Source organism: Streptomyces lacaronensis (assembly GCF_047337785.1).
GTDB classification, from domain to species: Bacteria; Actinomycetota; Actinomycetes; order Streptomycetales; family Streptomycetaceae; genus Streptomyces; species Streptomyces lycopersici.
The window spans coordinates 11,501,679-11,526,352 of record NZ_JBLHDK010000003.1 but is presented as its reverse complement, the minus strand read 5'-3'; the positions used below and the strand labels follow the sequence as shown (position 1 = coordinate 11,526,352).

Here is a 24,674-nt window from a genome sequence, read left to right as displayed (position 1 = left end):
AGCGGCGCCGAATGTCTGGATGCGCGGTATGGATCTCCCCCGCACCAGACCTTCTGTCCCGAGGCCGATGGCGGTGCCTCCGTTCGACCCCGAGCCGAGCGTCGCGCTGGAGTCCTTGGGCAACGGGCCGAGAGAGCCGGTCACTCCGGAGAACCTCGCGGCCAGGCAGGAGCGGGACGCCGCGACCCGGCCCAGGCCGGCGGCCAGGCCGAACTGCACGTATGGCCCGGCGCGTACCACGGCTTCGACGGCATGGCGCCACAGGCGGCCATCAGCAAGGACGCACGCCACGCCCGCACCCGCTGGCTCGGGCGCCTCCTCGCTCACTCCGGGAACGCCGAGCCGAGGCCCGCTGGATGAGCCGGGCGGGGCGGATTCCGCCACCGGCCTCGTCCCCACCCGGGCGGGCGGCAGGTGAAGCGGCAAGGCCCGCCACGCGTACCCCCGGCCACCGGCTTCAGGCGGCCTTCGACCGCCGCTCGGACGACGCGGTCGTCGGCCGGGAGCCCGACACCCGCGCCCCGCCGGGAAGCAACCGCAGATGACGCCGCTCGCGCGCGTGCGGCGGGGCCGAGGACGACCCGGACAGCCAGTCCTCGACACGGTCCATGACCAGCAACATCAAAACCAGCGCGGGCAGCACTGAGACCGCTACAACGATCACGACGAAGGGCCCCTTCCTCAGCAGGCGACCCCGGCCGGGTGCCCGCGGCAGCCCAGTGCGCGAACGGTGTTGTGTGGGGATGATGTGAAGGTCGAGCGCGGAGCCGGCCGCATGGGCACGGCCGGACCCGGGCCCACGGGGGCAAATTCGGTGGACACCGCGTACCCCGGCGGTGAAGGGTGACGGCATGAACCAGGAGGAGATCTGGGACATCGACGCCGCGCAGCGCTATGACACTCCCGGCACGGGCATGTTCGCGCCCGAGATCCTGAGGCCGACCGTGGACCGCCTGGCCGAGCTCGCAGACGGCGGAGCGGCGCTCGAGTTCGCCATCGGCACCGGCCGGGTGGCCGTCCCGCTCGCCCAACGAGGTGTCCCCGTCACGGGTATCGAGCTGTCGCGTCCGATGATCCGGCAACTGCGCACCAGGGCCGGCGAAGCGACGATCCCGGTCATCGTGGGCGACATGGCGACGTCCGTGGCTCCCGGGGAGTTCACGCTCGTCTATCTCGTCTACAACACCATCTCCAACCTGCTCACCCAGGCCGAGCAGGTCGAGTGCTTCCGCAACGCCGCCCGCCACCTCGAGTCGGGCGGCAGGTTCGTGATCGAGCTCTGGGTGCCCGAGCTGCGCAAGCTCCCGCCGGGGCAGACGGCCACCGTCTGGCAAACCGAGCCCGGTTACATCGGGTTGGACACCTACGACGTACTGCGCCAGCACGTCGTCTCCCACCACTTCCGGTTCGACGACAGCCGGCAGGCCCGGCTGACCCGCAGCCCGCACCGTTACATCTGGCCGGCCGAACTCGATCTGATGGCCCAGCTGGCGGGATTCGAGTTGGAGAGCAGGCACGCGGACTGGTCCGGCGGCGAATTCACCGCCGAGTCGCGCTCCCACGTCTCCGTCTACCGAATCCCGCCGAGCCGGTAGCCGCACCAGGCGGTTATGGGCGAGCGGCGGCCGGCTCTCACCGGCGAGGTTCTCCGACCATGGTCGGCATGTCGGAGTGGCGTGGCTCGCCAGTCCGGTGGGTGACGGGTCCGTGGGGCCCGGCAACCGCTGGACGACGCCATGATCAGGGCACCGAACTCCCCCCAGATGTCGGCCGCCTCCGCTTCGCCGACACCGCGGGTACCGCAGCCCAGGTCGTCGGCCACCCGCTCCGCCAGCCACCGGTCCGGAGTCTCTCCCGCCACGGCGTACGGCCCTTTCGGCTCCTGTCCCAGGGCCAAGTGGGACCGCACGCCACCTGGCACATGGAGGGTATCTGGCCCTCTTCTCAGCGGGTGGTCGTCGTCGAGTTCCCGGATGCGGATCGGGCCAAGGCGTGGTACGCGTCCTCTGAGTATGCGGACGCGCTCAAGGTCCGGAAGACAGCCCTGGAACGGCGGCTTCTTCTGGTTGAGGGGGTGCCTGAGTAGAGGCCCCACTGTCGTCCGGCGTCGAAGGTCTCGAGCCGACGCCCCGCGGCACACGGTCAGCCGGAAAACCGAGTCGGGGAAGGCGAGGGCTGCCCGCACGGCCCGGGACATCGCGCGACCGCACGACATCTGACCCGGCACACACAGACGACACGCGCACAGGACCCCCAGGACCCCACCGGTCCCGTGTCATCCGCGGTACCCACTTATTTGTGGGTACTTGGCACCGGCGCACGGCCGGGCGAATCTGGTGGTGGGCGGTCGGAGGACCGCCGGATCGGATGACACGGAGGTGGCGTTGCGTCAGGGTGCCGACTGGGCCTCGGCCAGCTTCTCCAGGCGACGGTGTCCCCAATCGGACAGGGGGGCCAATGCCTCGGAGAGGTCGCGGCCGAACGCGGTGAGGGAGTACACGGTCTTCAGTGGCAGCACATCGTGGACTTCCCGGTGCACCAGCCCGTCCGTCTCCATCTCACGGAGCGCCTGAGTCAGAACCTTCTCGCTGAGTCCCGGCAGCCGCCGGCGTAGCTCACCGGGGCGATACGGGCCGGACTCCAGCGCCCAGAGCAGGGCGGTCTTCCACTTGCCGTCGATCACGGAGATCGCGGCGGTCACTCCGCAGACATTGGTGTCCTGAGCACGGCTGCGTGTCATCTTCGCTCTATTTCCTTCGCGCTATGTACGCGTATATCCATTTGGGGGTTGAACCATGTCCATGTACTCCGAAGAGTCTGCCGTCACCGTGCTCGGTCTGGGGCCGATGGGCCGCGCCCTGGCCGCCGCGTTCCTGGACGCCGGGCTGCGGATCACGGTCTGGAACCGGACCCCGGGCAGGGATCGGGAGCTGATCGAGCGGGGCGCGGTTGGCGCGTCCTCGGCGGAAGAGGCCGTCGCCGCAAGCGCCTTGACCGTGGTGTGTGTGGTGAACTACGACGCGTCGGACGCGATCCTGCGGCGCGACGCGGTCACCGACGCGCTCAAGGGACGCACTGTGGTGAACCTGAGCGCGGACACTCCGGACCGGGCCCGGGACACCGCGGACTGGGCAGCCGGGCACGGCATCCGATACCTCGACGGTGCGATCATGACGCCGACCACCACCATGGGAACGCCTGCCTCGGTGTTCCTCCACAGCGGCCCGGCGGAGCTCTACCAGGAACACCGACCCGTGCTGGAGGCGCTGGCCGGTACCCACACCCACCTCGGCGAGGAGATCGGCCGGGCGGCGGCGTACGACATCGCGCTGCTCGACATCTTCTGGACGGCGATGGCGGGCTATGCGCACGCCCTGGCGGTGGCGCGGGCGGAGGGGATCAGCGCCCGCGAGTTGGCGCCCTTCGCCAAGGGCATCGGAGCGATCCTTCCGCCGCTGTTCGAAGAGACCGCGGAGGAGATGGACCGTGGCACCTTCTCCGGTGAGGGCAACCCGATGACCTCGGGCGTATCGTCCATGGCCCATATCGTCCACACCTCCGAGGGGCACGGCATCGACGCGGGGGTGATGCGCGCGGCCGAGGGCATGACCCGCCGCGCCATCGGGCTGGGCCATGGCACGGAAGGGTTCATCCGCGTCGCCGAGGTACTGGGCCGCCGCTGACCGCGTCATTCCGGCTTGCGGGCCACGAAGCTGGCCACCGTCCGCTTCACGCCTTCGTCGGGCGCTTGTACCAGCCGTGCGGTGACGTCGAGCCCGGCCCGATCCAGGAGTTCGGCGAGCCGATCCGGTGGCAGCAGATGGGACACGTACGACACGGGATGCCCGCCATACGCCCGCGTCGGACGCAGCAGCTCGTCGTCTCCCACAAAGCCGACCAGCAAAAGATGCCCGCCGGGCGCCAGGGCGCGGTGGAACTCGGCGAACACCACGGGCAGCAGCTCCGGTGGGGTGTGGTGGGTGGAGTAGTAGGCCAGGATGCCACCGAGCTCATCGTTCCCGAGCTCGAGCGCGGTCATCGACCCCACGGTGAACCGCAGGTCCGGATATGCCTTTCGGGCCAGCTCGACCATCTTCGGCGACACGTCGATGCCGAACGCCGACACCCCGAGCCCGGCCAGGTGTGCCGTCACCTTGCCGGGCCCACACCCCAGGTCCGCCACCGGGCCGCGCCGGGCCGTCCGTACGAGCTCGGCGAACGCGGCCAGCATTCCGCGCGACAGCGGATCCAGTTCGGCGGGGTCCTTGACGCGCTCAACGTAGGCGGTGGCGACGGTGTCGTAGGACTCCCGGACGGCGGCGAGGTAGGAGGGCTCAGTCATGTGGCGAATGTAGACGGGAGCACCGACAGAGCCCGACGGGAGGGTCGTCACGGCCCACGGTGACAGCCACCGCTCCTCACAGGTCGATCTCGATGTAGTCGATGTCGGTGAACTCCACCAGCAGGCCCTGGGCCCGGCGGCCACGGTCCTTGAAGTAGATCTCTTGCAGGCCCTCGGCGGCGATGTCGCGGAGCCGCTGTTCGGCGGCGCCCTCTTCCCGGGCGTCGAAGAGGCGTGCGGCGTACCGCGGCGGCAGCGCCTGGGTGATGTGGCGCAGCCGGGCGTCATCGGTGGTGCCGGGGGCGGCGGTGAAGCCGAAGCGGGCGCGGGTGTCCAGGACGATGCCGCCGGTGGTGGCGGCCTGCTTCTTGGCCCTGGCGCGCACCTGCGGCTGCCACCGCTTCCTCACCTCGCGTTCCATCCGGGTGGCGAGGGGCTTACGGGGCCGCTTGAGCTGGTCCTTGACGTACCGCTCGACGGTGCGCTGGGAGATGCCGAGCAGTTCGGCCACCGGCCGGCTGCCCTTGAGCTGCTTGACCAGATACCGCATCCGCGCACCGGCCGACTTGGGGATGGGACGGGTGAAGGAGCCTTCCACCGCCTTGTCCAGGCTCTCCGCGAGCTTGCCCATCGTCGTCCCTACTCTCCGTTGTCCGGGGCGGTGACGTGGCCGTCCTTGATGTACCGGGCGAGGTTGAGGTCATCGCCGTGCTCCTCGCGCACGCCCTCGGCCCACAGAGTCGTCTGGGTGCCCTCGTGCTTGACCATTCCCGGGCTCACCCCGATCCGGAAGCCGCCCGGCAGCGGTTTGCCGTCCTTGTGCGGCAGGAAGTCGAGCGGGCTGGGTCCGTCGGAGGGGTAGACGGCGCAGTCGGAGAGGACCGCCACCGGGTACTGACCGGTGGCCGCCGCCGTCTTGAGAAGCTTGCGGTGCATATTGATCCGCGCCTTGGAGATGACCGCCGCACGGATGTCGGGCCGCCACGTCGGGCGCTGGAGCGCGGGCCACGGCTGACCCGGGCGCCAGCCACCGCCACGGGGGCGTTCGCGCAGCTTGCCGATGCCGCCCTTGACGGTCGCCTTGATCGCGGAGAGGACGATCGCCATCCGCGGGTCGGCCTGCCGGTGACCGTCCATCGCGGTCAGGAACTCCCCCGGCGCCATGCCGGTGGTGACCCCCAGGTCGGCCATCGTGGCGATGTAGGCGTCCCGCAGCCGTGTGTACCAGGCGTCCAGATAGCGGCCGTTGTCCGGGCGGACGTACGCCTCGACGGGGGCGACGCCGTAGCCGAGTTCGACGGCGTAGGCGACGGTCGGCGTGGCGTACCAGGCGGGTCCCGACGGCCGCTCCCCGGTCGGGGTGAAGGGGCTCGGCAGGCGCGGATCCAGTTCGACGTGGGAGAGGTCCACCAGCCATGAGCCGGGGATCTTCGGGTCGAACGGCGGTTGCTTGGCGTGCACGGGCGCGCCGAGGCCGAAGACGGTGCCGTTGGCGGCCGCGGCGAAGGCCATGTTGACGTCGATGCCCACCACATAGCGCTTGGCGCACTCGTCGTCGGTGAGCGGCCGCGCCCAGTCATACGCCTCCTCCACCAGAACTTCTTCGGGGGTGCGCTGGTGGAAGCGTGGCAGGTGGGCCAGGAGCGGGTGGCCGTCCGGGGCTTCGGGCGGGGCGCACTGCACCGGCTGGGAGCCCAGGGAGCCGGGGTTGTGCTCGCTGTGCCGTCGTCCGCTGCCGTCCGGCTCACCGGCGCGGGTGGGCGGGTGCAGAGCGGTCATCAGCTCCAGGCCGGTGACGGCGGTGGATCCGCAGGGGGTCATGACGCGGTCGGCGTACGTGCCCAGCAGCTGCGCCAGATCGGCGGGCGGCAGTTGCGCGGCCTCACCCCAGGAGCGTGCGTCGAGGGCGTCCCAGCCCAGGACGCACAGCTGGACGCAGGCGCGCCGCGGGCCCTCGGCGGGGCGGTAGATCCGCGCCCACGGGCCGAGTCCGCGCCGGGTGAGCCGCCAGTCCGCCTTCTCCAGCTGATCGAGGACCTTGTGGCCCTCGGACAGCCTCCCGGCCCGCCGCTCCTCGTCGGTCAGCCGGGCCGGTAGGCCGAGGCACACCGCGGCGGCGTCGGTGAGTACCAGCACCGGGTCGGCGTCCCTGCCGTTGCGGTTCAGCCGTGGGGCGCCCAGGCGCGCCTCGGCGAGAGTCCACTCCACCAGAGCGGAGAGGGACGTGGCCGGGACGTCCAGGATCAGACCCCCGAGGCAGTACGCCGCGAGCCGGCCCTCCCCGAAGTCCACGACCGCCAAGGGGCCGTTGGCGAAGCGCGGGTCCACGGCGGGGGTGGCGGCGGTGGCGGTCTTGGCTCCCGCTGTCGTTGACGCTGTCGCGGATTGCCGCGCCGCGTCCGGGCGCCGCGATGTCGACGGCCGGGGTGGGCGGACCCGCTGCGGCGCCGGGGCCGGAGCGGGGAAGCCCGGCTCCTCCACGGCCGGAGCGGGGAGACCCGGCGACTCCGCGGCCGGGGCAGGGAAGCGGTCGGCCAGGCCCTTCAGGAGCCGGGAGTAGGCGGCGCGCTTCGGCTGCCGCGGCTCGGTCTTGCCGGATTCCCAATTGCCCACCGCTTCCCGGCGGATGTCCAGCGCCCTGGCGACCTCGGCCTGACTCAGCCCCGCGGCCTCACGCAGCCTCTTGCGCTCGGCGGGGGTCGGCAGATCGTCCTGGCCGACCTGCTCCAGCAGCGCGTCAACAGCGCCGAACAACGCGTCCTCAGCGGGCACAGGGCTCACCTCCGGACAGACCCTATCCCAATCGCTCTGCGCAGCGCACGCTTCATCGCACGCTCAACCACTCCTATCGCAAACGGGTCGGCCGAAAGGGACGACCGACCCGGCGATCGGTGGTGACGACGAACTCGTCGGCGAAGACGAACTGATTAATCGTCAACACACTTGGGGTACTTCGAGCCCCGATTGCAGTCGTGATAGTCGTACTTACTTACGCGGAACTTCTTCTCCCCGTCCCCCTTGGTCGGCTTGACCACCAAATAGAACTTCTTCCCGTCCTTGACCTTGTCGGTCACCTGCCCGTCAGGGCCCCGGTCGAAATCCTGCGCGCAGCCGGCGAGCGAGGCAAAAGCGGTCATTACCAAAAGAGCGGCGGCAAGGCGACGCATATGGTGCTCCGATCAACTTGGGGACCGGCACAGTCTAAGAGAGATGCGTCATCGGAAGCGCCGCCGGGGACGCCCACATCCAGCAACGACAGCCCATCCGGCGAAGGCGCCGGAGAAGGACCAGAAAACACCCCCATCCCCTCCACCGAAACACCACAACATTCGATGTCTCTTCGACTGGTCGCCCGGTGGCCTTCAGGCTCTTTTCGGCTTGCGTTTCCTGCGCGAGCGCCCCGTTACACGATGGTGACAGTGGGGACAGAGCCGTAACGGTGCACGGGGGCAACTCAAGGGCGGGGTGACGGGTCGTAATGACCGGGAAATCCACCCACGGCACTTCAACCGACAGCACCGACATCACACGAACGGGGACCCACCCATGACGTACATCAAGCGCGCCCTTGCCGTCGCGGCAGCGACCGGCGCCGGTGCGGCCGCCCTCATGGTGGCCGCGCCCGCGGCCTCCGCGGCGCCCTCGCACGCGGCGTACAACGGCGCCTGCGGCTCCGGCTATACGATCGTCAACTCCACCGAGGTCGGGGACAAGGGCACGGCGTATCTCACCTACAGCTCCGCCACGGGCAAGAACTGCCTGGTCGCGATCCGGAACGTCGCCGGTGACCCGGTTCCGATGACCATCTACCTCTCGCGGAGCGACACGGAGATCCACGACATCTACGACAGCGGCGACTACCGCTCCTACGCCGGGCCCATCTACACGAACGCACGGGGCACCTGCGTGGACTGGTGGGGCTGGATCGACGGTGTGCGCTTCGAGAAGGCCAACACCAACTGCGGCTGACGTCCGCCCTACTCGGTGCCCCGCACGCCGCGGCGTGCGGGGCACCGCCGTTGAACGGGGCGTGACATGGCCCCCGGCGATATGAGCTACGCGGTCACCTTGGCGAGGAACGCGGCGACGTTCGCCACGGTCCGCTCGATCTTCTGCTCCAGGGTGAGCGACTCCTGCGGGCGTGATCCGGCGCCCGCGTCCTTCTTGCCGCGAACGTACAGCGAGCAGGCGAGGTCGCTGCATATGTAGGCGCCCACCGAGTTGCCCTGCTGCCTGGCCTTCCCCGCCTTCGGCGCCACCATCAGGGACACGCCGCCCGTGTGGGCCGTCAGGCACATCGAGCACATGCTGCGCCGCGCCTGCCAGGAGGCGGGGCCCGGGCAGCGCAGCGCGAGGGCGGTCGGGCGGCCGTCCAGCACGGTGACCAGATAGGCACGGCCGGGGGCCTGCGGATCTCGCCAGCCGAGGAAGTCCAGGTCGTCCCAGGGCCGGTCGGCCAGGTCACGCGGGACGGACAGGCGCTTGGTCTCGCCCTTGGTGCAGTTCACGAACGCGGCACGGATCTCTTGCTCGGTCATCGGCTTCATGAGCCGCACGCTAATTTGCCTAAAGGTTCTAGGCAAATACATAATCGGTTCTGGCCGAGGAGAGGACGGGTATGGCACGGGTAGGACTGACCACGGAACGCCTGACCCGGGCGGGGGCGGAGCTGGCCGATGAGGTCGGCTTCGACCAGGTGACCGTCTCGGCGCTGGCCAGGCGGTTCGACGTCAAGGTCGCGAGTCTCTACTCGCACCTGAAGAACTCCCAGGACCTCAAGACCAGGATCGCCCTGCTCGCCCTGGAGGAGCTGGCCGACCGGGCCGCCGACGCCCTGGCGGGACGGGCCGGGAAGGACGCCCTGACCGCCTTCGCCAACGTCTACCGCGACTACGCCCGCGAGCACCCCGGCCGCTACACCGCGGCTCGGCTCAGGCTCGACCCGGAGGCGGCGGCCGCCAGCGCCGGGGTCAGGCACTCACAGATGACCCGGGCGATCCTGCGCGGCTACGACCTGGCCGAACCGGACCAGACGCATGCGGTCCGGCTGCTGGGCAGCGTCTTCCACGGCTTCGTCAGCCTCGAGATGGCGGGCGGGTTCAGCCACAGCGCCCCGGACAGCCAGGAGAGCTGGTCGCGGACCCTGGACGCCCTCGACGCCCTGCTGCGGAACTGGCCCGCGCCCTGACGAGGCGGGTATCGCTCCTCGCGCGTCCGCGCGCTCCCCACCCACATCCCTGATCAACAGGCCGGAACGATGCACACCACCGAGCACCACTGGATCACCACGCCCATCACCGCCGACATCCTCCGGGGCGCCCTCGACCTGGAGCGCACCGCGCACGGACTGCTTCCGCACCGGCTGCCCGCCTGGGCCCGCGCCCAGTGCGCCGATGGGCAGCTCGCCATGGCGGAGGCCCAGCCGTCCGGCGTACGGCTGGTCTTCCGCACCCGGGCCACCGCCGTCGAACTGGACACGCTGCCCACCAAGCGGGTCTACGCGGGCGCCCCGCCCCGCCCGGACGGCGTCTACGACCTGCTGGTCGACGGCCGTCTGACCGCCCAGTCCACGGTGACCGGCGGCAACACCCTGGCCATCGACCTGGCCACCGGGACCGCCGAGAGCCACCCCGGCCCGGCCGGGACCCTCCGCTTCGCCGACCTGCCCGACGACGCCAAGGACGTCGAGATCTGGCTGCCGCACAACGAGACCACCGAGCTCGTCGCCCTGCGCACCGACGCCCCCGTCGAGCCCGTACCGGACCGGGGCCGCAAGGTGTGGCTGCACCACGGCAGTTCGATCAGCCACGGCTCCGACGCCGCGAGCCCCACCGCCATCTGGCCCGCGCTCGCCGCCTCGCTCGGCGGCGTGGAACTGGTCAATCTGGGCCTGGGCGGCAGCGCCCTGCTCGACCCGTTCACCGCACGGACGATGCGCGACACCCCCGCCGACCTGATCAGCATCAAGATCGGCATCAATCTGGTCAACGGCGACCTGATGCGGCTGCGCGCCTTCGGCCCGGCGGTGCACGGCTTCCTCGACACGATCCGCGAGGGGCATCCCACCACGCCCCTGCTGGTCGTCTCCCCCATCCTCTGCCCCATCCACGAGGACACGCCCGGCCCCGCGGCCTTCGACTTCAGCGCGCTCAGCGCCGGAAGGCTGCGGTTCCTGGCCACCGGCGACCCCGCCGAGCGCGCCGCCGGGAAGCTGACGCTGGGCGTCATCCGGGATGAGCTGTCCCGGATCGTCAAGCAGCGGGCGGCCGACGACCCCCACCTCCACTACCTGGACGGCCGCGACCTCTACGGCGAGGCCGACGCCGTAGAGCTGCCGCTGCCCGACGAACTCCACCCGGACGCGGCCACCCACCGCCGTATCGGGGAACGCTTCGCCACGCTGGCCTTCGCCGCGGATGGTCCGTTCGCGGACCACGGCGCCTGACGCCGGGCTCCGTCCGGTACAACGGGAAGGAGCGAGGAGGACCATCGGCGCCGGTGCGAGGGAGGACCGCGATGACGCCCGATGTGTGGGTGCGGGTCAACAGCGCGACGTTCGGCGGCCGGATGGTGCGCGCCGACATCATCGAGCAGGTCAGATGGGAAAAGAAGACACCCCAGCACCTGATCCTGACCCTCCACGGCGGTGAAGAGGTCCGCCAGGACGTACGGGCCGGTGCGCCGGCCGACGACCTGGCCGACACCGAGGGTTCCGATCTCGCCGAGCAGCTGGTGCGCGCGATCGCGCGGGCCTCGGATCGGCCCGGTGGCCACATGCTGGAGCTGAGGCCCGATGAGAGCACCGGAGACGTGGGGTGGCTCCGGACACCGCTGGTGGACAAGCCATGGGCGGGGTGAGCCGGGGTCTCCCCGGGTGGCCCGCCCCCTGCGCCGCCACGGAGCCAGGCCCTACCCTGGTGGCCGTGCACATCTGCTTTGTCTGCAGCGGGAACATCTGCCGGTCGCCGTCCGCCGCGCTGGTCTTCGCCGAGCATCTGCGCCGGGCGGGACTCGACGGCGCGGTACGGGTCAGCAGCGCCGGTATCGGCCCCTGGCACGCCGGTGAGCCCATCGACGAACGGGCCGGCGAACTGCTGGCACGGCACGGCTACCCGGTCGAGCATGTCGCGGCCCAGATCGGGGCCGGGCACCGGGACGCCGAACTGTTCCTGGCGATGGACCGCGGCCACGAGAAGGCACTGCGCCGGCTGGTCGACGATCCGTCCCGGGTCAGGATGTTGCGGTCCTTCGACCCGGATGCCACCGGTGACCTGGACGTACCCGATCCGTACTACGGCGGCCCGGAGGGGTTCGGCGAGGTGCTGGCCATGATCGAAGCCTCGGTGCCCGGCCTGCTGGCCTGGGTGCGCGAGCGCCTCGGTTCATGAACGCCCGTGCCGAGGCCGGGACGGGCGAGGATCCCGGTGCCGCGGCGGCCCGCCTCACCGGCCGTCCGGCGACCCGCCGACGGCCGCTGTCCGCCATGCTCACCGAAGTCACCCTCGACGGCGGGCGGACGGTGATGGTCAAGCGGGGGGACGATCCCGGGGCGGTGGAGGCCGAGGCGGCGGGGCTGCGCTGGCTGGCCGACGCCGGTACGGTCCGCGTCCCGGCGGTGCACGGCCACGACCGCCACTGGCTGGTCACCGACCAGGTGCCGGTCGGCCGGCCGAGCGCCCGGGCGGCGGCCCGGTTCGGCCGCGACCTGGCCGCCCTGCACGCCGTCGGCGCGCCCGCCTTCGGCGCCCCGCCGCCCGACGGCCCCACCGACGCGTACATCGGCATGGCCCCGATGCGCAACGTCACGGGCGCCGACTGGCCGCGCTGGTACGCCGAACACCGGGTGCTGCCCTATCTGCGGCGCGCCGTCGACGACGGCACGGTGCGCCACGGCGAGGCCGAGGTGATCGAACGCGCATGTGAGCGTCTGCCCGAGCTGGCCGGACCCGCCGAGCCACCCTCCCGGCTGCACGGCGACCTGTGGAACGGCAACGTCCTGTGGGGCGCCGACGGGCAGGCGTGGCTGATCGACCCGGCCGCGCACGGGGGCCACCGGGAGACCGATCTGGCGATGCTCCACCTGTTCGGCTGCCCGCATCTCGGTCAGGTGCTGGACGGCTACCAGGAGGTGGCGCCGCTCGCCGAGGGCTGGGCCGACCGCGTCGGACCGCACCAGCTCTTCCCGCTGCTGGTGCACACCGTGCTGTTCGGCCGCGGCTACGCCGGGCAGGCGGTCAGGGTGGCCCGGGCCGCCCTGGCGCGGTGACCTGCCCCAGTTCCTCGTACAGCCCTTCCAGGGCGGTGTGGTCGTCGTCCGTGCCGGTGTGCGGGGCGGCGAACCAGCGCGCGTACTCGGCGATCTCGGAGAGGCGCCAGTCGAGCGCGAACAGCTCGACCATCGCCGGGTCGGGGCGCAGACGGTCACCCGCACCGGCCGCGAGCAGATCGGCGTAGTCCCGCTCGCGTGGCGCGAGGGCCAGCGACTCCCAGTCGACGAGCTTCAGCCCGCACCCGCCCACGACCTGGTTGTCGTTGTGCGGCTCGCCGTGGGTTGTCACCCACGGGTCCCGGCGGGAGTGGGCGAGGTCCGCGAGTTCGAGGTAGCGGTCCGTCCAGCGGATGATCGCGGCATCGTGTGCGGCGATCGCGGCCCGCGCCTCCTCCGCCAGCGGGCCGGACGTCCAGGGCCGCGCGGTCCGGGCCCGTAGCTCGCCCGCGAACCCGGGGCCGACCTGGGGAGTCCAGTGCCGCAGACCGGGTGGCGGTGTGACGCGGTGCAGCGTGGCCAGCGCGGCTTCGACCTCGCGGACGTGCCGGGGCCGGCTCGCCTCCTCCTCGGTGGGACTGCGCCCGTCCAGCCACGGCGTCACGCTCAGCGCGCCCGCCTCGACGCCGACGGTGAACCGGCCGGACGACCGGGCGGGCAACGGCGCGCACACCACGTCCACACCGGCCGCGGCCAGTGCCGCCGCTCCCGCGTAGGCGGCCTCCAGCGTCGCCTCGGTGTGCCGCGGCTCCAGCTGGTCCAGCGTCACGAACAGGGTCGTGCCGCCACCGGCCACCCGCCAGTGGTGCGCGCCGAAACCCCAGGGCAGATACGCGACCTCGGCGACTTCCGGCAGCCAGTGCGCGGCAATGGCATGCGCGATCGCTTCGTCGCCGATGAAGGACGGACGGGAGAGCACAGGGCCCGATCCTAGGGAGCGGGTGGGCCACCGTCACCGGAATATCCGGTGGCCCGTGCCCCGCCACCCCCGGGAACGGAAACCGATGCGCCTGGTGGCCCGTCTTGAGGGGCGGAATCACACGGATGGGAAGCCACGGATGGGAAGCCATGGTGGAGCAGGTGGACAGCGGTACGACGGCGCCGGTGCGGGCGGGGATGGCCCGGCGGGCCGGGCGCTGGGTGGTGCGGTGGGCCCCGTGGGGTGACGCGACGGGGGGCGCGCGGAGCGGGTCGCCCTGGACGCGGGGGCGGGTGCTCGCCGCACTGGCGGTGCTGACGGCCGGGCTGCTGGCGTTCCACCGGGCGGTGCCCAACTCCGTGGGCCACGTGGGCAGTTTGCTGGAGGCGTTTCTGCCGTGGCTCGGCGTGGTGGTCGTGGTGCTGCTCGGTCTGGCGCTGCTGCGCCGTTCGGCTCTCGCGCTGGTGGCGCTGCTGCTGCCGGTGGCGGCGTGGACGTATCTCTTCGGCGAACTGTTCCTGCCCGGGGCGGAGCCCGGCCCGCGTGACCTGGTGGTGGTGCAGCACAACGTCAGCGATGAGAACGCCGATCCGGCGGGTACGGCCCGCGCCCTGGCCGGCGTCGAGCCCGATCTCATCGCGCTGGAGGAGCTGGTGCCCAGCGCGCTGCCGGTCTACGAGAGGACCCTCGCCCCGGACTACCCGTACCACGCCGTCCGGGGCACCGTCGGGCTCTGGTCCAAGCATCCGCTCGCCGATGCCCGGCCGTTGGACATCAAACCCCAGGGGATCGCGGAGGGGTGGAATCGCGGACTGCGGACCACCGTCCGCACTCCGCGGGGCGAGATCGCGGCGTATGTCGCACACCTGCCGTCGGTGCGCATCCGGGCCAGCGGCCTCGCGTCCTCCTGGCGTGATGAGAGCGCCGGTCTGCTGGGCGAGGCCATCGCCGCCGAGAAGCGCGATCGGGTGATCCTGCTGGGCGATCTCAACGGCACGGTCGACGACCGTGGGCTGGCCCCGCTGACCTCGCGGTTGAACGTGGCGGAGCGGGGCTTCGCCTTCAGCTTCCCCGCGGGTTTCCCGCTGGCCCGGATCGATCAGGTCATGGCCCGCTCGGCAACCGTCGGCGACATCCGCACCCTGCCCGCCACCGGCAGCGACCACCTGCCGGTCGCCGCCCGGATCGCATGGGGGTGACCGGAACCCGGTCCGGCCACGCGCCCGCCGCCACATCCCGGGGTCGGGTTTGGGAAGCTGCAGATCACCCACATCAGCTCCCGGTCCGTGAAGATGGCGGCCACCACTTCGGGCGGCGCGCGCCTGAGCGGCAGCACCAGCCCGGCGGCACCGTCAGGCTCAACAACCTCAGCATCGGGGTGCGGTCGGTCAGCGGCCACAAGGCCAAGCTGGTCCTGTCAACCTGATGTCCTGACGCGTCGTCACCTCCGCACGGAATGGCACCCCGGCGCCTGCGTCTGCGCCGGGGTGCCATCCGTAGTACGGTTCCGTCGTCACGCGCCGCGAACCGGATTCCTGATCGGACAGGACTCGCCTCGGCTGCCCGTTCCAGGCCCGATCATGACGAGGACTCAGAGCGATGCCACCGTCCCTCAGCAACTTCAACATGGACCTCCTGGTCCCGCTGCACGCCCTGCTGATGGAACGGAGTGTGACCAAGGCGGCGGAGCGCGTCGAGGTCACCCAGCCCTCGATGAGCACCTCGCTCGCCAAGCTCCGCCGCCACTTCAATGAGCCGCTGCTGGTCAGGGACGGCCGTCGCATGGTGCTGACTCCCTTCGCGGAGTCGCTGGTCCAGCCGGTCACGGAGATGCTGGAGGCGATCAGGGAGGTGGTGGGTGCCAACGCGGCCTTCGACCCGACCACCGACCGCCGGATGTTCACCGTGACCGCGAGCGACTATGTGGCCATCGTTCTGCTGCGGCCGCTGCTGCGGGAGATCGACACCGCCTACCCCCATGTGCAGATCAAGGTCGCCCCGCTGAACCACGGCATGGTCGACCAGCTCCGCAGAGGCCAGTGCGATCTGGTCATCTGGCCGCCCATGATCCAGGACAAGGAGCTGGAGACGTTCTCCAGCGCCACGTTGTTCACCGATGAGTTCGTGGCCGTGGTGGACCAGGACCACCCCGAGGTCGGTGCCGTCCTGACCTCCGATCAGCTCTGCACCCTGCCGTACGTCCAGATCGGGGGCCCGCAGCCCACGATCGCCGACACCGTACTCGCTCGACTCGGTCTGCCCCTCCGGGCCGTCGCCGCCACCGACAACTTCACCAACGCGGCATGTCTGCTCCCCGGCACCCGCATGGTCGCGGTGATACAGCGGCGCCTGTTCGACCAGCTCGGCCCGAGTATCGGTCTTCGGACCGTGGCGCTCGACGTGCCGCTGCCCCGGCTCGTCGAGTCGATGTACTGGCATCCCAGGAACACCGTCGATCCCGCCCACCGATGGCTGCGGGAGCGGGTCCTGCGCCTGTGCGCCACCGACCTTCCGGACCGGCCGCACGACGACACCGGTTCCGCGCGCGGCTCACGGTCCGACGGGTGATCACTTCGCGGGGGCAGCGAGGGCGGGGGTCCGGGTGCGGCTCCGGTCCGGCGCCCGGTCCCGTTCCACCGACATGCTCAGGCCGATGCCGTTCATCTCCTCGAGGAAGCGCGGATAGGAGCCGCGGTAGGCGTTCGGGTAGGTGAGCCGGGTCTCACCGTCGGCCGCCGTGCCCGCGACGGCCAGCGACATCAGCACGCGGTGGTCGTTGAACGAGGACAGCTCGGCCCCGGTGAGCCGCTCGACACCGTGGCAGAGCAGTCGCTGACCGCGCTGCTCGATCCGGGCGCCCATCCTGGTGAGTTGCAGCATCGCCTCCACCCGGTCCGACTCCTTGAGCCTGACATGGGCCACGTTGTCCAACACGGTGGTGCCTGCCGCCAGCGCCCCGAGCACGGCCAGCGCGGGCAGGATGTCGGGCGCCGCCCGGCAGTCGACCCGCGCGGGGCGCAGTCTGATCCCGTCGTGGCGGACGCGCACCATGCCGGTCGCCGGGTCGGCCGTCATCGGCAGGCCCATCCCGGCGACGGTGTTCAGCAGATCCGCCTCGGGGTGGTCCACCTGGTCCACGGGGAGCGCGGGCAGCCCCCGGAACAGCACATCGGCCGGGTGCAGCGCCGCCGCGGCCAGGCCGAACGCCGCCGCGCCGACATCGGGAGGCAGCACCACGGTTGCCGGGGTGGGGCATTGGCCGGGCTCGATGTCGAACCGCCGCCCCATCCCGGAGACATCGACCCGCAGCCCGAACCGCCGCATCATCCGGACCGTCAGATCCACATGGGAGCGTTCGTTGAACTCGCCCTCCACGGTGATGGTGCTCGGCCCGGTCGCGAACGGCGCCACCATGAGCAATCCGGAAATCCACTGCGAAAGAATGCCCTCGATACGCGTACGGCCCCCCTTCGGGCGGCGCGGCCGTACGGAAATCGGCGGGCCGCCGGTGGGCGAATCGAGGTCGATACCGAGATCGGACAGGGCCTGCAGCAGCGGGCCCATCAGACGCCGGGGGAAGGACTTCTGCCCCACGATGGTCACCGGCGCGCTCGCGAGAGAGGCGAGCCCGGTGAGGAAATACAGCGCCGTACCAGCGCTGCCCACCGAGACCCGCGATCGCAGCGGCCGGTACGGACCCCCGTGCACGAGGAAGTCGTCCCCGTCCACGTCGATACGTGTACCGAGGCCACGCAGCGCGGTGATGGTGTGCCGGATGTGCTGCGCGTTCGACAGCCCTACGATGCGGCTGGTCCCGGGGGCGAGCGACGCCAGGACCAGGGCGCGATGCGCGTGGTATTTCGAGGTCGGAACGGCGATCTGCCCTTTGACCTGATCGGATGACCGCTTCACGAGCAGCCGCATCCCACTCCCCCGATCCACCCGCTTACTCGAATCCACCATTGGCGGCGTCGGGGTTCACGCTAGCCACCGCACAGCGCGCTCGGAAATCCCGATGTGCTTATGCCTGGCATCTCCCTCCGGGATATAACTCATTCATCCCCAGAAGATGCCGAACCCGGCACATCGCTCCCGCGGTCACCTTTCCGTGAGGCGGGCGGTCGGACACATGGCATGCGCCCATCCACCCGACATCTCATCCCATGTGACGGACGTCACGGTATGCGGGAGCCTTGTCTTCAGGTCATCATATGACCCGATCGCCGCAGCCGGCCGGGGCCGATCGCGCTCCGGACACCACGGCAAGCGGCGGCGCTCCCCCATACACACGGCAAGGACGAGGAGGGGCATGAGCGACCAGGACAGGCCGGCGCGACCGCGCGTGGGCGTGGTGGGGCTCGGGGCCATGGGACTCGGCATGGCGCGCAGTCTGCGGACGGCGGGCTACGACGTCGGGGTCCACGATCTGCGGACGGAGGTGGCCGAGGGCTTCGCCCGCGACGGAGGGACGGCGTACGCCTCCCCCGGCGGCCTGGCGGCCGCGGCGGACGTCGTGGTCGGTGTCGTGGTCAACGCGGCACAGGTCGAGTCGGTGCTGTTCGGCGCCGACGGGGCCGCCGACCGGCTCCGCCCGGGGGCCGTCTTCGTGATGTGCTCCACGGTCGACCCGGGCTGGTCGGCGGAGCTCGGGGGACGTCTGGCCGAGCGCGGTGCGCTCTACCTGGACGCCCCCATCTCCGGTGGCGCCGCGCGTGCGGCGGCCGGCGAGCTGACCATGATGACGTCGGGCCCCGCCGCGGCGTACGCGGTCGCCGACCCGGTGCTGGAGGCCATGAGCAGCACGGTCTACCGGCTGGGCGAGCAGGCAGGGCTCGGCTCGAAGGTCAAGATCGTGAACCAGCTGCTCGCGGGCGTGCACATCGCCGCGGCGGCCGAGGCGATGGCGCTGGGTCTGAAGGCCGGTGTCCCGGCCGAGGCGCTCTACGAGGTGATCACACACAGCGCGGGCAACTCGTGGATGTTCGAGAACCGGATGGCGCATGTGCTCGCCGGTGATTACACGCCCCTCTCCGCGGTCGACATCTTCGTCAAGGACCTGGGGCTCGTCCTCGATGCCGCACGTCCGGAGCGGTTCCCACTCCCCCTGGCCGCCACCGCTCACCAGATGTTCCTCCAGGCGTCGGCGTCCGGCCTGGGCGCCGAGGACGACAGCGCGGTCATCAAGATCTTCCCCGGGATCGATCTGCCCCAGCCGGTGGGGGCCTGACATGGGCATCCGACTCGGCTGCGTCGCCGACGACTTCACCGGCGCCACCGACCTGGCCAACAACCTGGTGCGGGCGGGCATGCGCGTGGTCCAGCTGATCGACGTACCGCCGCCCGGCGCCGAGCGGCCGGTGGACGCGGACGCCGTGGTCATCGCGCTCAAGTCACGGACGACTCCGGCCGCCGACGCCGTCGACGCGTCGCTGCGGGCCCTCGCCTGGCTGCGGTCCGCGGGTGCCGAGCAGATCTACTTCAAGTACTGCTCCACCTTCGACTCGACACCCGCCGGCAATATCGGGCCGGTCACCGAGGCCCTGATGGACGCGCTCGGCACCGACTTCACCATCGCCACGCCCGCGTTCCCCGACAACGGGCGCACGGTCTTCAAGGGGCATCTCTTCGTCGGCGACGTACTGCTCAGCGCGAGCGGTATGCGCCATCACCCGCTCACCCCGATGACCGACCCCGATCTGGTCTCGGTCCTCGGCGCGCAGACCACACGAGCGGTCGGCCTGATCGACCACACGGTGGTCGGCCGCGATGCCACGTCGATCCGGGCCCGGATCGACGAACTGCGCGAGCAGCGGACCGGAATCGCCATCGTCGACGCGGTCTCCAACGACGACCTGGTGCGCCTCGGCGCGGCGGTCCAGGGGATGCCCCTGGTGACCGCCGGTTCGGGCCTGGCCATCGGGCTGCCCGCGAACTGGGGGTTCACACCGTCCCACGCCGCCGCACGGCTGCCGGCGCCCGGCGGCCACCGGGCCGTCATCTCCGGGTCGGTCTCCGCCGCCACCAACCAGCAGGTCCAGGAGTTCCTGCGCACCGGCGGTCCCGCGTTCAGCGTGGATCCGCTTCGGGTCGCGGCCGGTGAGGACGTGTCCGGCGAGGCGCTCGCCTTCGCCGAGGCGCGTCTGGACGACGGGCCCGTCCTCTTCTACTCCACCGAGGCGCCCGAGGCGGTCCGCGCCGTCCAGACCCGGCTCGGTGCCGCCGAGGCCGGCGAGCTGCTGGAGCGGGCCCTGGCCCGTGTGGCCGAGGGCCTGGTGGAGCGAGGTGTGCGTCAACTGGTCGTCGCGGGCGGCGAGACCTCGGGAGCGGTCGTCCGGGCGCTCGGCATCACCGGACTGCGCATCGGGCCTCAGATCGACCCCGGTGTGCCCTGGTGCGCGGCGGCGCTGCCCGGCGGGGACACGCTCCACATCACGCTGAAGTCCGGCAACTTCGGTGGTCCCGGGTTCTTCACCGACTCCTTCGCCCTGCTCGACCGGGAGGTCTCATGACCGAGCTCCTCGACACCGCCGTGGACGAGGCACGCGACGAGATCGTCCGGGTGGGCACCAGCCTGTTCAACCGGGGCTATGTGCACGCCGGCGCCGGGAACATCAGCGCCCGGATCGGCGACGGCCATCTGATCACGCCCACCGACGCCGCCCTGGGCTTCCTCGAGCGCGACCGCCTCGCGCTGGTCGACGCCCAGGGTGAGCAGCGCACGGGCGACCGCGCGAGCAAGACCCTGACCCTCCACCGACGTATCTACGCGGCCGACCCCACGGCCCGGTTCATCATCCACACCCACTCCACCCACCTGGTCGCGCTCACCCTGGCGGGGGTGTGGAGCCAGGACGACGTACTCCCGCCCATCACGCCGTACTTCGTGATGAAGGTGGGGCACGTTCCGCTCATCCCCTACCACCGGCCCGGCGACCCGCGCGTGGCCGACCTGGTGACCGCCCGGATCGCCGACCACCTGGCGAGCCACACGCCGATCAGGGCCGTCCTGCTCGACCGGCTCGGCCCCGTGGTCTGGGGTCCGAACGCGGCCGCCGCCCTCGCCGTCCTCGAAGAACTCGAGGAGACGGCACGGCTCTGGCTCCTGACCGACCGTCGACCGGGGCCTCTCACCACCGACGCGATCGACGAACTGAGGACCACGTTCGGCGCCGCTTGGTGACCTGCCGCTCCCCCGTCCCCGCCCCCTTCCCCGTCCCCGTCGCAGAATCCCTGAGCCGCAAAAGGATTCCGTCATGCCCATGCCCGCAGTGGCGGCCGAGACGCCCGCGCTCGCCCGCGAGAACAGCGTCTACCGCAAGGTCGTACGCCGCATCGTCCCCTTCCTCATCCTGGCTTACGTGGCCTCCTACCTCGACCGGGTCAACGTCGGCTTCGCGAAGCTCCAGATGTCCGATGACCTCGGGTTCAGCGAGGCCGCGTACGGCCTGGGGGCGGGCCTGTTCTTCATCGGCTACTTCCTCCTCGAGGTGCCCTCGAACCTGATGCTGCAACGCGTCGGGGCCCGCACCTGGATCGCCCGCATCATGATCAGCTGGGGCCTGGTCTCGGCGGCGTTCATGTTCGTCACCAACGAGACGACCTTCCATGTGCTGAGGTTTCTGCTCGGCGCCGCGGAGGCGGGGTTCTACCCCGGGGTGATCCTCTACTGCACCTACTGGTTCCCCTCGCACCGCCGGGCCCGGGTGATCGCGATGTTCATGTCGGCCCAGCGCGCACCGGATGGTGCACGGCCGGGTCCCGGACGCCTTCCGTGAGCCCGGGGTGTGGCTGATGTGCCTCATCTACTTCTGCTTCGTGATGGGCCAGTACGCCCTGACCTTCTGGATGCCCACGTTCGTCGAGTCCACCGGCATCGAGGGCAACGTGGCGATCGGTGTGCTCAGCGCCGTGCCGTTCGTGGCAGCGCTCGTCGCGATGAACCTGTTCGGCCGCTCGGCGGACAAGCGCCGTGAGCGACGCTGGCACCTGGTCGTCCCGAGCCTCATGGGCGCCGTCGGGTTCTCACTGTCCGCCGTGTGGAACGGATCGACCGCGCTGTCCCTGACCGCGCTGTCCGTGGCCGCGGCCGGGGTGCTGACCTGCGCCCCGCTGTTCTGGTCGCTCCCCACCGCGTTCCTGGGCGGCACCGCGGCCGCGGCGGGCCTCGCCATCATCAACTCGGTGGGCAACCTCGCCGGTTTCGTCAGCCCCTACATGATCGGCGCGCTCAAGGACGCCACCGGCTCGGCGTCGATCCCGATGCACGTCCTGGCGTTCACCCTGGTCGTGGGCGCCGCCGCGGTGCTCACCACCAAGAAGCAGGTCGTCAACCGCTGACCGGGACGTCCCGGCCCGAACGCAGGAGCCAGCATGCCGAGGTTCGCCGCGAACCTGTCCATGATGTACACCGAACACGACTTCCTCGACCGCTTCGCCGCCGCGTCGGCGGACGGCTTCGAGGCCGTCGAGTACCTCTTCCCCTACGCGTACGACGCCACCGAGCTGCGCCGCGTGCTCGACGACCACGGCCTGAGGCAGGTGCTCTTCAACGCGCCCCCCGGCGCCTGGGAGTCCGGCGAGCGCGGTATCGCGGCGCTGCCCGGCCGCGAGGCGGAGGTGCGCTCCGGGATCGGCCGGGCCCTGGAATACGCGGCGGAGCTCGGCTGCCCGCGAGTGCATGTGATGGCCGGGCTGGTGGGACCGGGCGATCCGGCCAAGCACCGCGACACCTATCTGGCCAACCTCGCCTGGGCCGCGGAACGGGCCGCCGCGGCGGGCGTCGACATCCTGATCGAGCCGATCAACGGCCGTGACATGCCCGGCTACTTCCTGAACCGGCAGTCCGAAGCGCACACCGTGGTACGGGAGGTGGGGGCCCCGAACCTCAAGGTGCAGCTCGACCTCTACCACTGCCAGATCGTCGAGGGCGACCTCACCACGACCCTGCGCCGTGACCTGCCGACCGGCCGGGTCGGCCATCTGCAGATCGCGGGCGTACCCGATCGCCATGAGCCCGACCGGGGCGAGCTGAACGTCCGCCATCTGTTCGGCGTCATCGACGACCTGGGCTTCGACGGGTGGATCGGCTGTGAGTACCTCCCCCGCGCCGGTACGAGCGAGGGGCTCGGCTGGCGCCACGACTCCCGAGGAGACAACGCATGAGGATCGTCATCACGGGTGGCTTCGGCTTCCTGGGCCGGCGGGTCGCCGCCGCACTGCTCACGTCACGGACGTTCCGCGGTGCGCCGATCGACCGGCTGGTGCTCGCCGACCGCGTGGCGCCGCCGCCTGGTTCGGCGGCGGACGACCCCCTCGTGGACATCGTCCAGGGCGATCTGGCCGAGCGCCTTGACGAGGTGTTCGCGGAGCCGGTGGATGTGCTGATCCATCTCGCCTCCGCGGTATCGGCCGAGTGCGAGGCCGACTTCGACCTCGGTATGAGCGCCAATGTGGACACCACACGCGCGGTGCTGGAGGCCGCGCGGGCCCAGTCGGCCGCCGGCGGTCCGATGCCACGGGTGGTGTTCTCCAGCAGCGTCGCCGTCTACGGTTCCGATCCCGCGCTGCCGCTGCCACCGGTGGTCAGCGAGTCCACCCTGCCCACACCGCGGTCGAGCTACGGGATCCAGAAGCTCGTCTGCGAGCAGCTGATCGCGGACTACACCCGCCGCGGATTCCTGGACGGGCGCGTCGCCCGGCTGATGACCGTGTCGGTACGGCCGGGCAAACCGAACGCGGCCGCCTCCGGCTTTCTGTCCGGCATCATCCGCGAGCCGCTCGCGGGCCTCCCGGCCATCTGCCCGGTCCACCCCGAGCTGAGGGTGGCCCTGGCCTCGCCACGGCGCACCGTCGAGGGCCTCCTCCGCGTCGCGGAGGCCGAGCGCGGCGCCGGGCCGGGCCGGATCGACGGCGGGGTGCCGGTCAACCTTCCGGCGCTCACGGTCTCGGTCGCCGACATGCTGAACACGCTGCGGCAGATGGCCGGTGACGCCGTCGCCGACTTGGTGACGATCGCGCCCGACCCCGATGTGGAGGCCATCGTCGGCTCATGGCCCGCCGTGTTCGACAACGCACGCGCCGCCGCGCTCGGGCTGGCCCCCGACCCGGATTTCGCCTCGGTGGTACGCGCCTACGCCGAAGACCACGCCGACGCGGTCGTGGACGGTGCGCACCTTTAGCGGTGTCCGGCGGATCTCGACGCCTGCGGTGGGCTGTCCCCGCCCCGTCCCTTCCCGGCAGCATCGATCTGCGGCTCCGCCGCGTGGGGGGCTCCGCCCCAAACTCCGGGGTCCAGGGGCGAAGCCCCTGCCACGCGGCGGAGTCGCGTGGTCCGCCGGACACTCCGTAGCGGCCGGGCGACCGGGACGGGGCCGATAAACTGAAGACCATGTTCTCCAAGGTGAGCGGTCCCGTGCGGCTCGCGGATCGGGTCGCGGCGATACTCTCGGAAGAGATCGAGTCCGGACGGCTGGCCGAGGGCGACAAGCTCCCGACCGAAGTGGAGCTGGTCAAGCAGCTGGGCGTCAGCCGGACCGTCGTACGCGAGGCCGTGTCCCGGTTGCGCAACGCGGGCCTGGTCGAACCCCGTCAGGGGCTCGGCGTGTTCGTGATGCCGCGCCGCACCCGGCCACTGGATCTGGAGGCGGAGACCGCCGAGGACACCAAGTCCAAGGTGCGGCAGATCGTGGAGGTGCGGCGCCCCATCGAGGGCGAGGCGGCGTACCTCGCGGCCACCCGGGCCGCCCCGGCCGACCTCGCCCGGATGCGGCAGGCCCTGGAGGCCATCGACACGGCGGTGGCGGCCGGTGGCGACGGCGTGGACGAGGATCTCGTCTTCCACCGCTCCATCGCCGAATCGACCGGAAACGCGGTGATGCTCTCCACGCTGCGCTACCTCGGCGAGGTGCTGCGCGGCGGAATCCGCGTCACGCGTGCGAACGAGGCGCGCCGCGGCGACTTCCTCGAAGCGGTCCGGCAGGAGCACCACGCCATCCTGGCCGCCATCGAGGCCCGCGACCCGGATGCCGCCCGCGATGCGGCGCTGCTCCATCTGAGGCACGCGGCGTCCCGGCTTCAGGACGCGGACGACGGGTTCTGGTCCGAGACCGAGAGCCTCGAGGTGGACCTCGACGCCGCGCCCTGAGGCA

28 protein-coding genes and 1 pseudogene are annotated in these 24,674 nt (G+C 71.2%); 20 read left to right on the top strand and 9 right to left on the bottom strand.

What is annotated here, in order from left to right:
- Positions 1-192: 192 nt before the first annotated feature.
- Positions 193-360 (top strand): annotated as a pseudogene (locus ACMTAK_RS49520) (alpha/beta hydrolase); the annotation flags it as partial.
- 97 nt (positions 361-457) lie between these two features.
- On the opposite strand, the gene ACMTAK_RS49515 reads toward ACMTAK_RS49520, so the two are convergent.
- Entirely contained in the window at positions 458-664 is a 207-nt protein-coding gene (locus ACMTAK_RS49515; RefSeq protein WP_413812278.1) for a hypothetical protein, read from the bottom strand.
- Between the two features lie 187 nt (positions 665-851).
- On the opposite strand from ACMTAK_RS49515, the gene ACMTAK_RS49510 reads away from it, so the two are divergent.
- Positions 852-1,595, top strand: a complete 744-nt coding sequence (locus ACMTAK_RS49510; protein ID WP_413812277.1) for a class I SAM-dependent methyltransferase — start codon at positions 852-854, stop codon at positions 1,593-1,595.
- Between the two features lie 59 nt (positions 1,596-1,654).
- Positions 1,655-2,086 carry a DUF1330 domain-containing protein gene (locus ACMTAK_RS49505; RefSeq protein ID WP_413812276.1) on the top strand — a complete coding sequence of 144 codons (432 nt, stop codon included), beginning with the start codon at positions 1,655-1,657 and terminating at the stop codon, positions 2,084-2,086.
- A 303-nt stretch (positions 2,087-2,389) separates the two neighbouring features.
- Here ACMTAK_RS49505 and ACMTAK_RS49500 read toward each other — a convergent pair whose 3' ends face one another.
- Positions 2,390-2,740 carry a winged helix-turn-helix transcriptional regulator gene (locus ACMTAK_RS49500; protein ID WP_210946670.1) on the bottom strand — a complete coding sequence of 117 codons (351 nt, stop codon included), beginning with the start codon at positions 2,738-2,740 and terminating at the stop codon, positions 2,390-2,392.
- Positions 2,741-2,795: 55 nt separating this feature from the next.
- Between ACMTAK_RS49500 and ACMTAK_RS49495 the strand changes: the two genes are divergently transcribed.
- Positions 2,796-3,683, top strand: coding sequence for an NAD(P)-dependent oxidoreductase (locus tag ACMTAK_RS49495; protein ID WP_413812275.1), 888 nt, complete (start codon positions 2,796-2,798; stop codon positions 3,681-3,683).
- Positions 3,684-3,688: 5 nt separating this feature from the next.
- Here ACMTAK_RS49495 and ACMTAK_RS49490 read toward each other — a convergent pair whose 3' ends face one another.
- The 4 genes from ACMTAK_RS49490 to ACMTAK_RS49475 form a co-directional block, all read right to left on the bottom strand.
- Positions 3,689-4,342: a class I SAM-dependent methyltransferase gene (locus tag ACMTAK_RS49490; protein WP_413812274.1), complete on the bottom strand. Its 654-nt coding sequence runs from the start codon at positions 4,340-4,342 to the stop codon at positions 3,689-3,691.
- 76 nt (positions 4,343-4,418) lie between these two features.
- Positions 4,419-4,973: a telomere-protecting terminal protein Tpg gene (gene tpg, locus ACMTAK_RS49485; RefSeq protein ID WP_413812273.1), complete on the bottom strand. Its 555-nt coding sequence runs from the start codon at positions 4,971-4,973 to the stop codon at positions 4,419-4,421.
- Positions 4,974-4,981: 8 nt separating this feature from the next.
- Positions 4,982-7,114, bottom strand: a complete 2,133-nt coding sequence (tap, locus tag ACMTAK_RS49480; protein WP_413812272.1) for a telomere-associated protein Tap — start codon at positions 7,112-7,114, stop codon at positions 4,982-4,984.
- 155 nt (positions 7,115-7,269) lie between these two features.
- Positions 7,270-7,509, bottom strand: a complete 240-nt coding sequence (locus ACMTAK_RS49475; protein WP_037955849.1) for a hypothetical protein — start codon at positions 7,507-7,509, stop codon at positions 7,270-7,272.
- Between the two features lie 388 nt (positions 7,510-7,897).
- Here ACMTAK_RS49475 and ACMTAK_RS49470 point away from each other — a divergent pair, with 388 nt between their 5' ends.
- Positions 7,898-8,311, top strand: coding sequence for a spore-associated protein A (locus ACMTAK_RS49470; protein WP_413813228.1), 414 nt, complete (start codon positions 7,898-7,900; stop codon positions 8,309-8,311).
- A gap of 86 nt (positions 8,312-8,397) precedes the next feature.
- Here the strand turns inward: ACMTAK_RS49470 and ACMTAK_RS49465 are convergent, their stop codons facing one another.
- Positions 8,398-8,889 (bottom strand): FBP domain-containing protein, encoded by a 492-nt coding sequence (locus ACMTAK_RS49465; protein WP_413812271.1) that lies wholly within the window; start codon positions 8,887-8,889, stop codon positions 8,398-8,400.
- Between the two features lie 71 nt (positions 8,890-8,960).
- Here ACMTAK_RS49465 and ACMTAK_RS49460 point away from each other — a divergent pair, with 71 nt between their 5' ends.
- The 5 genes from ACMTAK_RS49460 (at position 8,961) to ACMTAK_RS49440 (ending at position 12,608) form a co-directional block, all read left to right on the top strand.
- Entirely contained in the window at positions 8,961-9,530 is a 570-nt protein-coding gene (locus tag ACMTAK_RS49460; protein WP_413812270.1) for a TetR/AcrR family transcriptional regulator, read from the top strand.
- A 69-nt stretch (positions 9,531-9,599) separates the two neighbouring features.
- Positions 9,600-10,787 (top strand): GDSL-type esterase/lipase family protein, encoded by a 1,188-nt coding sequence (locus ACMTAK_RS49455; protein WP_413812269.1) that lies wholly within the window; start codon positions 9,600-9,602, stop codon positions 10,785-10,787.
- A 71-nt stretch (positions 10,788-10,858) separates the two neighbouring features.
- Positions 10,859-11,200: a hypothetical protein gene (locus ACMTAK_RS49450; RefSeq protein ID WP_413812268.1), complete on the top strand. Its 342-nt coding sequence runs from the start codon at positions 10,859-10,861 to the stop codon at positions 11,198-11,200.
- Between the two features lie 65 nt (positions 11,201-11,265).
- Positions 11,266-11,730 (top strand): low molecular weight protein-tyrosine-phosphatase, encoded by a 465-nt coding sequence (locus tag ACMTAK_RS49445; RefSeq protein WP_413812267.1) that lies wholly within the window; start codon positions 11,266-11,268, stop codon positions 11,728-11,730.
- Complete coding sequence (locus ACMTAK_RS49440) at positions 11,727-12,608, top strand: fructosamine kinase family protein (RefSeq protein ID WP_413812266.1); 882 nt, start codon at positions 11,727-11,729, stop codon at positions 12,606-12,608. The genes ACMTAK_RS49445 and ACMTAK_RS49440 overlap by 4 nt, the downstream gene beginning before the upstream one ends.
- Here ACMTAK_RS49440 and ACMTAK_RS49435 read toward each other — a convergent pair.
- Positions 12,577-13,527: an aminoglycoside phosphotransferase gene (locus ACMTAK_RS49435; RefSeq protein ID WP_413812265.1), complete on the bottom strand. Its 951-nt coding sequence runs from the start codon at positions 13,525-13,527 to the stop codon at positions 12,577-12,579. The genes ACMTAK_RS49440 and ACMTAK_RS49435 overlap by 32 nt on opposite strands.
- 149 nt (positions 13,528-13,676) lie before the next feature.
- Between ACMTAK_RS49435 and ACMTAK_RS49430 the strand changes: the two genes are divergently transcribed.
- Positions 13,677-14,726: an endonuclease/exonuclease/phosphatase family protein gene (locus ACMTAK_RS49430; protein WP_413812264.1), complete on the top strand. Its 1,050-nt coding sequence runs from the start codon at positions 13,677-13,679 to the stop codon at positions 14,724-14,726.
- Between the two features lie 400 nt (positions 14,727-15,126).
- Entirely contained in the window at positions 15,127-16,095 is a 969-nt protein-coding gene (locus ACMTAK_RS49425) for a LysR family transcriptional regulator (RefSeq protein ID WP_413812263.1), read from the top strand.
- Here ACMTAK_RS49425 and aroA read toward each other — a convergent pair whose 3' ends face one another.
- Complete coding sequence (aroA, locus tag ACMTAK_RS49420; RefSeq protein ID WP_413812262.1) at positions 16,096-17,451, bottom strand: 3-phosphoshikimate 1-carboxyvinyltransferase; 1,356 nt, start codon at positions 17,449-17,451, stop codon at positions 16,096-16,098.
- Between the two features lie 385 nt (positions 17,452-17,836).
- Here aroA and ltnD point away from each other — a divergent pair, with 385 nt between their 5' ends.
- The 8 genes from ltnD to ACMTAK_RS49380 all read left to right on the top strand — a co-directional run bounded on the left by ltnD (position 17,837) and on the right by ACMTAK_RS49380 (position 24,670).
- Entirely contained in the window at positions 17,837-18,754 is a 918-nt protein-coding gene (ltnD, locus tag ACMTAK_RS49415; RefSeq protein ID WP_413812261.1) for an L-threonate dehydrogenase, read from the top strand.
- Between the two features lies 1 nt (position 18,755).
- Positions 18,756-20,036, top strand: coding sequence for a 3-oxo-tetronate kinase (gene otnK / locus ACMTAK_RS49410; protein ID WP_413812260.1), 1,281 nt, complete (start codon positions 18,756-18,758; stop codon positions 20,034-20,036).
- Positions 20,033-20,707, top strand: coding sequence for a class II aldolase/adducin family protein (locus ACMTAK_RS49405; RefSeq protein WP_413812259.1), 675 nt, complete (start codon positions 20,033-20,035; stop codon positions 20,705-20,707). The genes otnK and ACMTAK_RS49405 overlap by 4 nt, the downstream gene beginning before the upstream one ends.
- A gap of 73 nt (positions 20,708-20,780) precedes the next feature.
- Positions 20,781-21,302 (top strand): MFS transporter, encoded by a 522-nt coding sequence (locus ACMTAK_RS49400; protein WP_413812258.1) that lies wholly within the window; start codon positions 20,781-20,783, stop codon positions 21,300-21,302.
- Positions 21,268-21,864 carry an MFS transporter gene (locus ACMTAK_RS49395; RefSeq protein WP_413812257.1) on the top strand — a complete coding sequence of 199 codons (597 nt, stop codon included), beginning with the start codon at positions 21,268-21,270 and terminating at the stop codon, positions 21,862-21,864. Before ACMTAK_RS49400 ends, ACMTAK_RS49395 begins: the two co-directional genes overlap by 35 nt.
- A 33-nt stretch (positions 21,865-21,897) precedes the next feature.
- On the top strand, positions 21,898-22,689 hold the full coding sequence (gene otnI / locus ACMTAK_RS49390; protein ID WP_413812256.1) for a 2-oxo-tetronate isomerase: 792 nt from the start codon (positions 21,898-21,900) through the stop codon (positions 22,687-22,689).
- The gene (gene denD / locus ACMTAK_RS49385; protein ID WP_413812255.1) at positions 22,686-23,705 is read left to right on the top strand and encodes a D-erythronate dehydrogenase; all 1,020 of its coding nucleotides are present in this window, start codon (positions 22,686-22,688) and stop codon (positions 23,703-23,705) included. The genes otnI and denD overlap by 4 nt, the downstream gene beginning before the upstream one ends.
- Positions 23,706-23,914: 209 nt before the next feature.
- Positions 23,915-24,670 carry a FadR/GntR family transcriptional regulator gene (locus ACMTAK_RS49380; protein ID WP_413812254.1) on the top strand — a complete coding sequence of 252 codons (756 nt, stop codon included), beginning with the start codon at positions 23,915-23,917 and terminating at the stop codon, positions 24,668-24,670.
- The last annotated feature ends 4 nt before the right edge of the window (positions 24,671-24,674 follow it).

Bases quoted from the DNA above. Each gene is read 5' to 3' on its own strand.
- ltnD (WP_413812261.1), top strand. From the start codon at position 17,837: ATGAGCGACCAGGACAGGCCGGCGCGACCGCGCGTGGGCGTGGTGGGG.
- ACMTAK_RS49440 (WP_413812266.1), top strand. From the start codon at position 11,727: ATGAACGCCCGTGCCGAGGCCGGGACGGGCGAGGATCCCGGTGCCGCG.
- denD (WP_413812255.1), top strand. From the start codon at position 22,686: ATGAGGATCGTCATCACGGGTGGCTTCGGCTTCCTGGGCCGGCGGGTC.
- ACMTAK_RS49455 (WP_413812269.1), top strand. From the start codon at position 9,600: ATGCACACCACCGAGCACCACTGGATCACCACGCCCATCACCGCCGAC.
- ACMTAK_RS49505 (WP_413812276.1), top strand. From the start codon at position 1,655: ATGGTCGGCATGTCGGAGTGGCGTGGCTCGCCAGTCCGGTGGGTGACG.
- ACMTAK_RS49475 (WP_037955849.1), bottom strand. From the start codon at position 7,509: ATGCGTCGCCTTGCCGCCGCTCTTTTGGTAATGACCGCTTTTGCCTCG.
- ACMTAK_RS49510 (WP_413812277.1), top strand. From the start codon at position 852: ATGAACCAGGAGGAGATCTGGGACATCGACGCCGCGCAGCGCTATGAC.
- ACMTAK_RS49460 (WP_413812270.1), top strand. From the start codon at position 8,961: ATGGCACGGGTAGGACTGACCACGGAACGCCTGACCCGGGCGGGGGCG.
- ACMTAK_RS49380 (WP_413812254.1), top strand. From the start codon at position 23,915: ATGTTCTCCAAGGTGAGCGGTCCCGTGCGGCTCGCGGATCGGGTCGCG.
- ACMTAK_RS49425 (WP_413812263.1), top strand. From the start codon at position 15,127: ATGCCACCGTCCCTCAGCAACTTCAACATGGACCTCCTGGTCCCGCTG.
- ACMTAK_RS49400 (WP_413812258.1), top strand. From the start codon at position 20,781: ATGCCCATGCCCGCAGTGGCGGCCGAGACGCCCGCGCTCGCCCGCGAG.
- ACMTAK_RS49395 (WP_413812257.1), top strand. From the start codon at position 21,268: ATGGTGCACGGCCGGGTCCCGGACGCCTTCCGTGAGCCCGGGGTGTGG.
- aroA (WP_413812262.1), bottom strand. From the start codon at position 17,451: ATGCGGCTGCTCGTGAAGCGGTCATCCGATCAGGTCAAAGGGCAGATC.
- ACMTAK_RS49500 (WP_210946670.1), bottom strand. From the start codon at position 2,740: ATGACACGCAGCCGTGCTCAGGACACCAATGTCTGCGGAGTGACCGCC.
- ACMTAK_RS49405 (WP_413812259.1), top strand. From the start codon at position 20,033: ATGACCGAGCTCCTCGACACCGCCGTGGACGAGGCACGCGACGAGATC.
- tpg (WP_413812273.1), bottom strand. From the start codon at position 4,973: ATGGGCAAGCTCGCGGAGAGCCTGGACAAGGCGGTGGAAGGCTCCTTC.
- otnK (WP_413812260.1), top strand. From the start codon at position 18,756: ATGGGCATCCGACTCGGCTGCGTCGCCGACGACTTCACCGGCGCCACC.
- otnI (WP_413812256.1), top strand. From the start codon at position 21,898: ATGCCGAGGTTCGCCGCGAACCTGTCCATGATGTACACCGAACACGAC.
- ACMTAK_RS49490 (WP_413812274.1), bottom strand. From the start codon at position 4,342: ATGACTGAGCCCTCCTACCTCGCCGCCGTCCGGGAGTCCTACGACACC.
- ACMTAK_RS49430 (WP_413812264.1), top strand. From the start codon at position 13,677: ATGGTGGAGCAGGTGGACAGCGGTACGACGGCGCCGGTGCGGGCGGGG.
- ACMTAK_RS49465 (WP_413812271.1), bottom strand. From the start codon at position 8,889: ATGAAGCCGATGACCGAGCAAGAGATCCGTGCCGCGTTCGTGAACTGC.
- ACMTAK_RS49450 (WP_413812268.1), top strand. From the start codon at position 10,859: ATGACGCCCGATGTGTGGGTGCGGGTCAACAGCGCGACGTTCGGCGGC.
- ACMTAK_RS49495 (WP_413812275.1), top strand. From the start codon at position 2,796: ATGTCCATGTACTCCGAAGAGTCTGCCGTCACCGTGCTCGGTCTGGGG.